Source organism: Pseudomonas sp. Bc-h, assembly GCF_002080045.1.
Taxonomy (GTDB): domain Bacteria; phylum Pseudomonadota; class Gammaproteobacteria; order Pseudomonadales; family Pseudomonadaceae; genus Aquipseudomonas.
Map to the genome: position 1 here is coordinate 104,405 of NZ_MUIN01000016.1, position 11,038 is coordinate 115,442.

Annotated in this window: 7 protein-coding genes and 2 pseudogenes; 4 read left to right on the forward strand and 5 right to left on the reverse strand. The window is 62.3% G+C overall.

Translation table 11 applies throughout. The features are described from left to right. Nucleotides 1–8: 8 nt before the first annotated feature. The 5 genes from BWR59_RS29305 to BWR59_RS29325 all read right to left on the reverse strand — a co-directional run bounded on the left by BWR59_RS29305 (nucleotide 9) and on the right by BWR59_RS29325 (nucleotide 4,150). Nucleotides 9–1,076 (reverse strand): VWA domain-containing protein, encoded by a 1,068-nt coding sequence (locus BWR59_RS29305; protein WP_081569187.1) that lies wholly within the window; start codon nucleotides 1,074–1,076, stop codon nucleotides 9–11. Further along, the gene (locus BWR59_RS29310; RefSeq protein WP_081569188.1) at nucleotides 1,069–1,563 is read right to left on the reverse strand and encodes a DUF4381 domain-containing protein; all 495 of its coding nucleotides are present in this window, start codon (nucleotides 1,561–1,563) and stop codon (nucleotides 1,069–1,071) included. Before BWR59_RS29310 ends, BWR59_RS29305 begins: the two co-directional genes overlap by 8 nt. Further along, nucleotides 1,560–2,504: a DUF58 domain-containing protein gene (locus BWR59_RS29315; RefSeq protein ID WP_081569189.1), complete on the reverse strand. Its 945-nt coding sequence runs from the start codon at nucleotides 2,502–2,504 to the stop codon at nucleotides 1,560–1,562. Before BWR59_RS29315 ends, BWR59_RS29310 begins: the two co-directional genes overlap by 4 nt. A gap of 4 nt (nucleotides 2,505–2,508) precedes the next feature. Beyond that, nucleotides 2,509–3,468: a MoxR family ATPase gene (locus BWR59_RS29320; RefSeq protein WP_062390247.1), complete on the reverse strand. Its 960-nt coding sequence runs from the start codon at nucleotides 3,466–3,468 to the stop codon at nucleotides 2,509–2,511. A 322-nt stretch (nucleotides 3,469–3,790) separates the two neighbouring features. Further along, on the reverse strand, nucleotides 3,791–4,150 hold the full coding sequence (locus BWR59_RS29325) for a hypothetical protein (protein ID WP_081569190.1): 360 nt from the start codon (nucleotides 4,148–4,150) through the stop codon (nucleotides 3,791–3,793). A gap of 453 nt (nucleotides 4,151–4,603) precedes the next feature. Between BWR59_RS29325 and BWR59_RS29330 the strand changes: the two genes are divergently transcribed. From BWR59_RS29330 to BWR59_RS32200, 4 genes and pseudogenes are all read left to right on the forward strand, one after another. Next, nucleotides 4,604–9,460, forward strand: a complete 4,857-nt coding sequence (locus tag BWR59_RS29330; protein WP_081569191.1) for an NAD-glutamate dehydrogenase — start codon at nucleotides 4,604–4,606, stop codon at nucleotides 9,458–9,460. A 343-nt stretch (nucleotides 9,461–9,803) separates the two neighbouring features. Continuing rightward, nucleotides 9,804–10,273: pseudogene (locus tag BWR59_RS32190) on the forward strand (PAAR domain-containing protein); the annotation flags it as partial. A 44-nt stretch (nucleotides 10,274–10,317) separates the two neighbouring features. Beyond that, nucleotides 10,318–10,827 (forward strand): PAAR domain-containing protein, encoded by a 510-nt coding sequence (locus BWR59_RS32195; RefSeq protein WP_230982113.1) that lies wholly within the window; start codon nucleotides 10,318–10,320, stop codon nucleotides 10,825–10,827. After that, nucleotides 10,748–11,038, forward strand: a pseudogene (locus tag BWR59_RS32200) (DUF6531 domain-containing protein); the annotation flags it as partial. The gene BWR59_RS32195 and the pseudogene BWR59_RS32200, both read left to right, overlap by 80 nt.

The following is an 11,038-nucleotide window of genomic DNA, read 5'->3' on the forward strand; positions in this document are numbered from 1 at the left end:
CGACGAGATCATCGGCGCCTCCGCAAACGATTGAAGCGCTGACGCCATTGCGGGCCCGGATGCAGCGCTGGCTGACGGGCAAGAAAGCGATACAGCGGGTTGTGCGGCCAGCGTTCGTGGACCACCAACAGAATGCTCAGCAGGAGAGCGAACGACAGCGGCCAGTGATACAGCGCAAGGGCGGGGCGGGCCTGGGTCGGTTGCTGTGTGACAGGTTCGAGGGTGTCGAGGGCCTTGCCGATTCGCTCCAGCTCTGCGCCGTCGCGGGCACGGAAATACTGGCCACCGCTGATCTCGGCGATTTCCCGCAGGGCGGGTTCGTCCAGATCCAGGCTCGGGTTCAGGCCCAGAATGGTGGTCGCGCCTTTGTCGGGGTCCGCGCCAATGCCGATTGGATAGATCTTCACGCCTTCGCCTGCTGCCAGACGTGCTGCGGTGGCGGGATCGATCTGGCCGGCGTTGTTGGCGCCATCGGTGACCAGAATCAGCACTCGGCTTTGCGCCGGACGCAGGCGCAGGCGTTTCAGGGCCAGACCGATGGCGTCGCCGATGGCGGTATTCTTGCCGGCGATGCCGATGCGCGCCTCGTCCAGCCAGACGCGCACGGTCTTGCGGTCGAACGTCAGCGGCGCCTGCAGATAGGCCTGGCTGCCGAACAAAATCAGGCCGACGCGATCCCCTTGACGGTGTTCGAGAAAGTCGCCGAGCAATTGTTTGACCAGTGTCAGGCGGCTGACTTCATCGTTCTGCCAGACCATGTCCGGATAGTCCATCGAGCCCGAAACATCCACCGCCACCAGCAGATCACGTCCGCTGGACGCCACCGGCAAGGGTTCGCCCAGCCATTGCGGCCGCGCAGCGGCGACCAGCAGCAACAGCCAAAGGGTGACGAAGGGCAACTGCCGACGCCATCCCGGCAGATGCGCACGGGCACGGCGACCGGCCAGACCCTCCAGTTCACTCAGGAAACTGACCTTGAGCGCCGCCTCGCCACTGTCCGCGACAGGCAACACGAAGCGCAACAGCCACGGCAGCGGCAACAGGGCGAAGACCCACGGCCAGGCGAACTCAAACATGTTTGCGAATCCACGTCTCGACCGATTGCGTCAGGCCATTGATAGCCTTGTCGTCGAGTTTGCATTCGGGCTTGTAGGCGCCTTCGACAAGAATCATCCAGCGGGTCAGCCCCGCAGCCGGGCAGCGATTGTCGAGAAACGCCAGCCATTTGCGGCCGTTGAGCGTATGGCTCTGGCTATAGGGATAGTGGTTGCGGCAAAGACGTTTGAGCAAGCCGTTGATCTGTTGCAGCCACGCACCGGCCGGCGCGCCATCGTAGGGTTTGGGCAACTGGGCCAGCTCGATCAGCGCCGCCTGGCGCAGGGGGTCCAGCGGTTGTTCGGCGTTTTCGCGGGCGGCCTTCTTCGGCAGGTAGATCCGCGCGCGCCACAGGCCATAACCGAGCAACGGTAATAGAGCGAGCAATACCCACCAGCCGGGGGCGAGCGGCCAGAACGGCACGGGCTCGGGCTGAATCATCGGCTGCAACTGGTCCAGCAGGCTCATTTCTGCTTTACCGGTTGTTGGGCATTCAAATAATCACGCAGTTGCTCAACCATTTCTTGCTGAGTGCTCAGCGGAATCAGCAATACCCGCAGTTTCTTCGCCAGCAATTCCCAACGGGCCTGACGCGCTTCGCCTTGAGCGCGGTAGGTCTGACGCAAATCGGGGTTGAGGGTGTCGAGCTCCAGCTGCGCGCCTTTCTCGGCAAAACGCAGCAGACCTGCCGCCGGAAGCGCATGATCCAGCGGATCGGACAGCGGCAACAGCAGCAGGTCGCAATGCCGGGAAAGGAGGGCCAGTTGCTGTTCGGCGGAATCGGACAGCGCGCGCTCGTCGCAGAGGATGAACACCAGACTGCCTGGCCGCAGCACTTCCCGGGCACGACGCAGCGCCACGCCGAAAGTGTCGCGGTCGGCGGCGGCCTCGGTGTGCAGCGACTGATTGACCCGCACCAGTCGGTTGAGCAGCTGCAACAGGCTCTGCTTGCTGCGGCGCGGCTTGATTTCGTAGTGTTCGTTATCGCCGAATACCAGCCCTCCGACCCGGTCGTTGTGGCCCAGAGCGGCCCAGCCGATCAGCGCCGCAGCCTGCGCCGCCAGTACCGATTTGAACATCTGGCCCGAACCGAAAAACAGCCGTCGGCTCTGCTCGACCATGAGGAAGATCGGCCGCTCGCGTTCCTCGTGGAACAGCTTGGTGTGTGGCTCCTGGGTCCTTGCCGTGACGCGCCAGTCGATGGTGCGCACATCGTCGCCAGCCTGATAGACCCGCACCTGATCGAAGTCCACGCCACGACCGCGCAGCTTGGAGTGATGCAGGCCAATCAAGGGGCTGCGCTGGCTGGGCGAAGAAAACAGCTGCACTTCCCGCACGCGATGACGCATCTCGATCAGCTCGGCGAGGCTGATGCGGATGCCCGGTTGGGAGATCAGATAGGGTTGCATGGGCTCAGGCGACGGCAACGACGTCGAGAATGCGCTGGATCACGCGGTCCTGATCAATCCCGGCGGCTTCCGCTTCGAACGACAGAATGATGCGATGACGCAGCACGTCGAAGACCATTGCCTGAATGTCTTCGGGGCTGACGAAGTCGCGACCGGCCAGCCAGGCGTGGGCGCGGGCGCAGCGGTCCAGGGAAATCGAGCCTCGCGGGCTGGCGCCGTAGCCGATCCACTCGGCGAGTTCGGCGTCGAACTTGGCGGGGGTGCGGGTCGCCATGACCAGTTGCACCAGGTATTCCTCCACCGCGTCGGCCATGTACAACCCAAGGATTTCCTTGCGCGCGGCGAAGATTGCCTGCTGGGTGACACGCCGTTCCGGCTTGGTTTCGCCATTCAACGCCTCGCCACGGGCCTGCTGCAGAATCTTGCGCTCGACGTTGGCGTCGGGGAAGCCAATTTTTACGTGCATGAGAAAACGGTCGAGCTGGGCTTCGGGCAGCGGATAGGTGCCTTCCTGCTCGATCGGGTTCTGGGTCGCCATCACCAGAAACAGCGGCGACAGATCGTAAGTGCTGCGGCCCACGCTGACCTGACGTTCGGCCATGGCCTCCAGCAGCGCCGATTGCACTTTGGCCGGCGCGCGGTTGATTTCGTCGGCCAGCACCAGATTGTGGAAGATCGGCCCCTGCTGAAACACGAAACTGCCGGTTTCCGGGCGATAGATCTCGGTGCCGGTGATGTCGGCGGGCAACAGGTCGGGGGTGAACTGGATGCGATGGAATTGCGCTTCGATACCTTCCGCCAGCTCTTTGATGGCCTTGGTCTTGGCCAGACCCGGCGCGCCTTCGACCAGCATGTGGCCGTCGGCAAGCAGCGCGATCAGCAGGCGCTCGACCAGTTTCTCCTGCCCCAGGATCTGAGTGGAGAGAAAGGTTCGCAGCGCGATCAACGCTTCACGATGTTCCATCGATGACGGTTCCTGGCAGGGTAGGCAGCAGCGCCAAAACGGCACCGAAGCTGGGGGCGTTACTTTAATCCATCCGAGGGGGTGGCGACTAACCGGCCAAGGGGTTTTTTCAGTGTCTGTCGCGTTTGGCGGGGTAAAAACGAGAATTGTCTGACAAGTCGCAGGTATTACCCCTGTTGCGCGAGATTTATGGTGTCAGTATTCCGTTGGTGGGCGTTTCGAGCCTTGATATCGGCATGGATATGCCCGTGGCGGCAGCCTGCCGCTGGCAGCGACATCCAGAGCGCCACCGCTGGCAAGCCGTGCTCCTACAGCGTCGACTTCACCCCAGCTCGCTGACGTAAGCCCCCACATTCTTGAGGATGATGCGCAACGTGTCATCCAGATCGCGCACCTCGCCAGCCGGGGTGCTGTGCGTGATTTCGTAGGTGGTCTCGCCGCCGAAGGGCTTGGCGTCCGCAGCGTCGATTTCCACTTTCAGCTGCGTTGCACTGAAGGTCACTTTCAGATTCGAGTCGACGTGGATGGTGTCATCGCGAAAGGTGATGTCGACTTCGTCTTCATCGGGAAAACGCGCCAGCAGGAACAGATCGCCGTTAGTGGCATGGCAGCAGGCCAGCGCCATGTCATCTTCTTCCTCGTCACAAGGGTTGTAGATGAAGCTGTCGGTGGTCATTTTCATGGGCGTGGTTCCTGTGGCTGGGTTCGGGGCAGGGGGAGATTTTGCCAGTCCTGAGCAAATATTGCCTGTTTGACGGGTTGAGCCAACCCCAAGACCACCCATACGGTCCATCCTCCCCCGCCTCTGAAACATTCCGTTGCGACCCGATGTCCGAATATGTCGCAGCACCGCAAGCAGGTGCGGGGTCGCTCTCGTTAAGCTGCGTAGCAGATGAACGGACGTGTGGCCGAGCCTGCCTGGGCAGACGCCCACCGATCTTCATTCGGGTCGATTCAATGTGACGACGCACACACGACGAGCGTTAGTACTTGAGGCAGGTCTTCACGCACTGCTCGTTGTCACGTTTTGCTGACTATCATCGAACAGGCGCAAACGTGGCAAAAACACACTCATGCACGACCCCGAAACACGCATCTCTCCTATATAAAAGCCAAGCCAAGCGGAGTACCACAGATGGCGTTCTTCACCGCAGCCAGCAAGTCCGACTTTCAGCACCAACTGCAAGTGGCACTGGCCCAGCACATCAGTGAACAGGCACTGCCACAAGTGGCGCTGTTCGCCGATCAATTCTTCGGCATCATTTCCCTCGACGAACTGACCCAGCGCAGGCTTTCCGACCTCGCCGGTTGCACTCTGTCTGCCTGGCGTCTGCTCGAGCGCTTCGAACACAGCAAACCGGAAGTCCGGGTCTACAACCCCGATTACGAACGTCACGGCTGGCAGTCGACCCACACCGCCGTAGAAGTCCTGCACCACGACCTGCCGTTTCTGGTCGACTCGGTGCGCACCGAACTGAACCGCCGCGGTTACAGCATCCACACGCTGCAGACCACCGTGCTGAGCGTGCGCCGCGACGAGAAGGGCCAACTGGTCGAACTGCTGCCAAAAGGCAGCACGGGCGACGGCGTGCTGCAAGAATCGCTGATGTACCTGGAAATCGACCGCTGCGCCAATGCTGCCGAACTGAACGTTCTGGCCCGCGAACTGGAGCAGGTGCTGAGTGAAGTGCGCGTCGCGGTCGAAGATTTCGAACCGATGAAGGCCAAGCTGCACGAGCTGCTGGCCGGCATCGACGCCATCGAATACAACGTCGATGCGGACGAGAAGGCCGAGGTCAAAGTGTTCCTCGAGTGGTTGGTGAACAACCACTTCACCTTCCTCGGCTATGAAGAATTCACCGTCAGCGGTGACGGAGAAGGCGGTCAACTGACCTATGACCAGTCGTCCTTCCTTGGTCTGACGAAGCTGCTGCGTGCCGGCCTGACAGCTGAAGACCTGCACATCGAAGGCTATGCGGTGAACTACCTGCACGAGCCGACCCTGCTTTCCTTCGCCAAGGCTGCGCACCCGAGCCGCGTACACCGCCCGGCGTACCCGGACTACGTGTCGATCCGCCAGATCGACGCCGACGGCAACGTCATCAAGGAATGCCGCTTCATGGGCTTGTACACCTCGTCGGTGTATGGCGAGAGCGTGCGCAACATCCCTTACATCCGCCGCAAGGTCGCTGAAGTCGAGCGCCGCTCCGGCTTCGACGCCAAGGCGCACCTGGGCAAGGAGCTGGCGCAAGTCGTTGAAGTGCTGCCTCGTGACGACCTGTTCCAGACCCCGGTTGACGAGCTGTTCACCACCGTCATGTCCATCGTGCAGATCCAGGAGCGCAACAAGATTCGCGTGTTCCTGCGCAAGGACCCGTACGGCCGCTTCTGCTACTGCCTGGCCTACGTGCCACGCGATATCTACTCCACCGAAGTGCGGCAGAAAATCCAGCAGGTGCTGATGGAGCGCCTGAAGGCCAGCGACTGCGAGTTCTGGACCTTCTTCTCCGAATCCGTGCTGGCCCGTGTGCAGCTGATCCTGCGGGTGGACCCGAAGGTCACCCTGAACATCGATCCGCAGCAACTGGAAAACGAAGTCATCCAGGCCTGCCGTTCGTGGAAGGACGATTACGCCAGTCTGGTCGTCGAAAGCTTCGGTGAAGCCCAGGGCACCAACGTTCTGGCCGACTTCCCGAAAGGCTTCCCGGCAGGCTACCGCGAGCGCTTCGCCGCGCACTCGGCCGTGGTCGACATGCAGCACCTGTTGAACCTGTCCGAAGCCAATCCGCTGGTCATGAGCTTCTATCAGCCGCTGTCGGGCGACAAGGCGCAGCTGCACTGCAAGCTGTACCACGCCGATACCCCGCTGGCGTTGTCCGACGTGTTGCCGATTCTGGAAAACCTCGGTCTGCGCGTGTTGGGTGAGTTCCCGTATCGCTTGCGCCACACCAACGGTCGCGAGTTCTGGATTCACGATTTCGCCTTCACTTACGGCGAAGGTCTGAACCTTGACCTGCAGCAGCTCAACGACACCCTGCAGGACGCCTTTGTGCACATCGTTCGTGGCGAAGCCGAGAACGATGCGTTCAACCGTCTGGTGCTGACTGCCGGTCTGCCATGGCGCGACGTAGCACTGCTGCGCGCTTATGCCCGTTACCTGAAGCAGATTCGTCTGGGCTTCGACCTGGGTTATATCGCCAGCACGCTGAACAACCATGCCGACATCGCCCGCGAATTGACGCGGTTGTTCAAGACTCGCTTCTATCTGGCGCGCAAGCTGTCCGGTGGCGATCTGGACGACATGCAGCAGCGTCTGGAAACGGCGATTCTCTCGGCACTGGACGACGTTCAGGTGCTCAACGAAGACCGCATCCTGCGTCGCTACCTTGACCTGATCAAGGCGACCATGCGCACCAATTTCTACCAGACCGACGCCAACGGCCAGAACAAGAGCTACTTCAGCTTCAAGTTCAACCCGCGTCTGATTCCCGAGCTGCCGAAGCCGGTGCCGAAGTTCGAGATCTTCGTCTACTCGCCGCGTGTCGAGGGTGTTCACCTGCGTTTCGGCAACGTCGCACGGGGTGGTCTGCGCTGGTCCGACCGTGAAGAAGACTTCCGCACCGAAGTGTTGGGCCTTGTGAAAGCCCAACAAGTGAAGAACTCGGTCATCGTGCCGGTCGGCGCCAAGGGCGGCTTCCTGCCGCGTCGTCTGCCGACCACCGGCACCCGCGACGAGATTCAGGCCGAAGCGATTGCCTGCTACCGCATTTTCATCTCCGGTCTGCTGGACATCACCGACAATCTGAAAGAAGGCGCGCTGGTTCCTCCGGCCAACGTCGTGCGTCATGACGACGATGACCCGTACCTGGTAGTGGCGGCCGACAAAGGCACCGCGACCTTCTCCGACATCGCCAACGGCATCGCCATCGACTACGGCTTCTGGCTGGGCGATGCGTTCGCCTCCGGTGGTTCGGCCGGTTACGACCACAAGAAAATGGGCATCACCGCCAAGGGCGCATGGGTGGGCGTGCAGCGTCACTTCCGCGAACGCGGGATCAACGTTCAGCAGGACAGCGTCAGCGTGATCGGCGTCGGCGACATGGCCGGTGACGTGTTCGGCAACGGCCTGTTGATGTCTGACAAGCTGCAACTGGTGGCAGCGTTCAACCACCTGCACATCTTCATCGATCCGAACCCGAATCCGGCCACCAGCTTCGTCGAACGTCAGCGTCTGTTCGATCTGCCGCGCTCGGCCTGGACCGATTACGACACCAGCATCATGTCCGAAGGCGGCGGTATCTTCCCGCGCAGCCTGAAGAGCATCACCATCACCCCGCAAATGAAAGAGCGCTTCGACATCACCGCGGACAAGCTGACGCCGACCGAATTGATGCACGCGCTGCTCAAGGCGCCGGTGGATCTACTGTGGAACGGCGGCATCGGCACCTACGTCAAGGCCAGCTCCGAAAGCCACAGCGACGTCGGCGACAAGGCCAACGACACCCTGCGAGTCAACGGCAACCAGCTGCGCTGCAAGGTGGTGGGCGAGGGCGGTAACCTGGGCATGACCCAACTGGGCCGCGTCGAGTTCGGCCTGCTCGGTGGCGCAACCAACACTGACTTCATCGACAACGCCGGTGGTGTGGACTGCTCCGACCACGAAGTGAACATCAAGATCCTGCTCAACGAAGTGGTGCAGGCCGGTGACATGACCGAGAAGCAGCGCAACCTGCTGCTCGAAAGCATGACCGACGAAGTGGGCAACCTGGTGCTCGGCAACAACTACAAGCAGACCCAGGCACTGTCGTTGGCGGCTCGTCGCGCCTACGAGCGCATCGCTGAATACAAGCGTCTGATGAACGATCTGGAATCCCGTGGCAAGCTGGACCGCGCCATCGAGTTCCTGCCCGCCGAAGACCAACTGGCCGAGCGCATCGCCGAGCAGAAAGGCCTGAGTCGCGCCGAGTTGTCGGTACTGATCTCGTACAGCAAGATCGACCTCAAGGAAGCGCTGCTGGAATCCCGCGTCCCTGATGACGATTACCTGGCCCGCGACATGGAAACCGCCTTCCCGCCGTCATTGGGCGCGAAGTTTTCGGAGTCCATGCGTCGCCACCGTCTGAAGCGCGAAATCGTCAGCACCCAGATCGCCAACGATCTGGTCAACCACATGGGCATCACCTTCGTGCAGCGGCTCAAAGAGTCGACTGGCATGAGTGCAGCCAACGTCGCCGGTGCCTACGTGATCGTGCGCGACATCTTCCACCTCCCGCACTGGTTCCGTCAGATCGAGGCGCTGGACTACAAGGTTCCTGCTGAAATCCAGCTGGCGCTGATGGATGAACTGATGCGTCTTGGCCGTCGCGCCACCCGCTGGTTCCTGCGCAGCCGTCGCAACGAGCTGGACGCGGCACGGGACGTTGCGCACTTCGGTCCGCACATCGCGACCTTGGGTCTGAAACTGGACGAGCTGCTGGAAGGCCCGACCCGGGAAGTCTGGCAGGCGCGTTATCAGGAGTACGTCGAGGCTGGCGTGCCGGAGTTGCTGGCGCGAATGGTCGCGGGCACCACTCACCTGTACACACTGCTGCCGATCATCGAAGCATCCGACGTCACTGGCCAGAACGCGGCCGACGTGGCCAAGGTGTACTTCGCGGTGGGCAGTTCGCTGGACGTCACCTGGTACCTGCAGCAAATCAGTGCGCTCCCCGTGGAGAACAACTGGCAGGCCCTGGCCCGCGAGGCGTTCCGCGACGACATCGACTGGCAGCAACGGGCGATCACTGTGTCCGTTCTGCAAATGCCGAACGGCCCTGCGGATGTAGAAGAGCGCCTGAACCTGTGGCTGGAGCAGCACATGCCGATGGTCGAGCGCTGGCGCGCGATGCTGGTCGAGCTGCGTGCCGCGAGCGGCAACGACTACGCAATGTACGCCGTCGCCAACCGCGAACTGCTCGACCTGGCCATGAGCGGGCAGACTGCTGTGGTTTGATGGTTTAGTTGAGCTGAGGACGGAGCCCTGCATCGAGAGATGTGGGGCTTTTTTGTGTGTGTTGGGCGACAGATATTATTCATCTTGAACGCTGATTACGAATGAGCTCGCATCTTCCCCTGCATATCCTTCGTTGTGCGGACTTTTCCCATCCTGAATAGGAGTGTAGGAATCAGTCCTGTAGTCCCTTTCTGAAAACCCCGCAGTCCTGTCCTTTTGTGTTTCAGCGCTCGGACAGGGCCGCGTGAAGTCCCTACATTCCGCCGCTTTCTCAGCGCGGATCACGGAATGTCTGACGCCCCACACGCTGCCCGCCAGGGCGATGCGATCGTTCACAGCTGCCGTGGGCGTCGGCATGAGCGCCACGGGCACCGATGAAAGCATCGGCCAGTTCTGCTCGGAGCTGGCCAACGACCTGTTCCCGCCCGAGGTCTGCGGGTACATCAGCAGCGGTTCGCCCGACACCTTTTTCAACGGTCTGCCGGCGGCCCGCGCGGCGGGGGTCCTCGCGTCTGCTCCGCCCGGTCTGCCGGAAGACGYCGCGCCGGAAGGCACCTTCCTCGACATGGCCAGGGGCTTTTTCTCGGAGCTGTGGCGCCCGACCCTGGCCTCTCCCGTMCCGGGTGCYCTGCCCAGACCGATGGATGAGGTGACCTGCAGCCGYCATCCACCGATGCCGCCGCAGTTTCTCGCCGAGGGTTCGAGCAAGGTCTTCATCAACGGCCAGCCCGCCGTGCGCAGCCGCGACCGCAGCACCTGTGGCGCGCTGGTGACCTCGTCCGGGCAGATCTCGCCCAACATCTTCATAGGTGGNGCCCAGACCGATGGATGAGGTGACCTGCAGCCGCCATCCACCGATGCCGCCGCAGTTTCTCGCCGAGGGTTCGAGCAAGGTCTTCATCAACGGCCAGCCCGCCGTGCGCAGCCGCGACCGCAGCACCTGTGGCGCGCTGGTGACCTCGTCCGGGCAGATCTCGCCCAACATCTTCATAGGTGGTGACCCGGTGGCGGTGCGCGCGGTCCGCAGCGGCAAGACGCCAGGCGTGGGGCTCGCGGGCACTGCGCTGATGCTGTTGCGCGGCGGGCCGGGGAAGTTCGTCAGCAACCTGCCGTGCATGCTGCTCGGTAGCTTGAATGCCTACGGCGTGAGCCAGGTCACCGGGGCCTTGGCCCGCGCAGTGACCGGCTCGCCGAACCCGGTGCATGTCGCCACGGGGGCCAAGGTGCTGGGCGGTCCTGAAGCTGTCTCTTATACACNTGAATGCCTACGGCGTGAGCCAGGTCACCGGGGCCTTGGCCCGCGCAGTGACCGGCTCGCCGAACCCGGTGCATGTCGCCACGGGGGCCAAGGTGCTGGGCGGTCCTGAAGAGCTGGATTTCGTGCTGCCGGGGGTGATGCCGTTCGAATGGCAGCGGGTGTACAACAGTCGCGATGAACGGCGTGACGGGCTGTTCGGCGCGGGCTGGAGCGTGGGCTTTGAGGTCGGTGTGCGCATCGAGCCGCACCCGGACGGTGGCGACGGCTGACCTATGTCGATGAGCAGGCGCGCTCGATCGATCTGGGGGTCATTCCGCTGG

Excerpts from the sequence above, each read along its gene's own strand:
- BWR59_RS29305 (WP_081569187.1), bottom strand. The coding sequence starts at position 1,076 with ATGTTTGAGTTCGCCTGGCCGTGGGTCTTCGCCCTGTTGCCGCTGCCG.
- BWR59_RS29310 (WP_081569188.1), bottom strand. The coding sequence starts at position 1,563 with ATGAGCCTGCTGGACCAGTTGCAGCCGATGATTCAGCCCGAGCCCGTG.
- BWR59_RS29315 (WP_081569189.1), bottom strand. The coding sequence starts at position 2,504 with ATGCAACCCTATCTGATCTCCCAACCGGGCATCCGCATCAGCCTCGCC.
- BWR59_RS29320 (WP_062390247.1), bottom strand. The coding sequence starts at position 3,468 with ATGGAACATCGTGAAGCGTTGATCGCGCTGCGAACCTTTCTCTCCACT.
- BWR59_RS29325 (WP_081569190.1), bottom strand. The coding sequence starts at position 4,150 with ATGAAAATGACCACCGACAGCTTCATCTACAACCCTTGTGACGAGGAA.
- BWR59_RS29330 (WP_081569191.1), top strand. The coding sequence starts at position 4,604 with ATGGCGTTCTTCACCGCAGCCAGCAAGTCCGACTTTCAGCACCAACTG.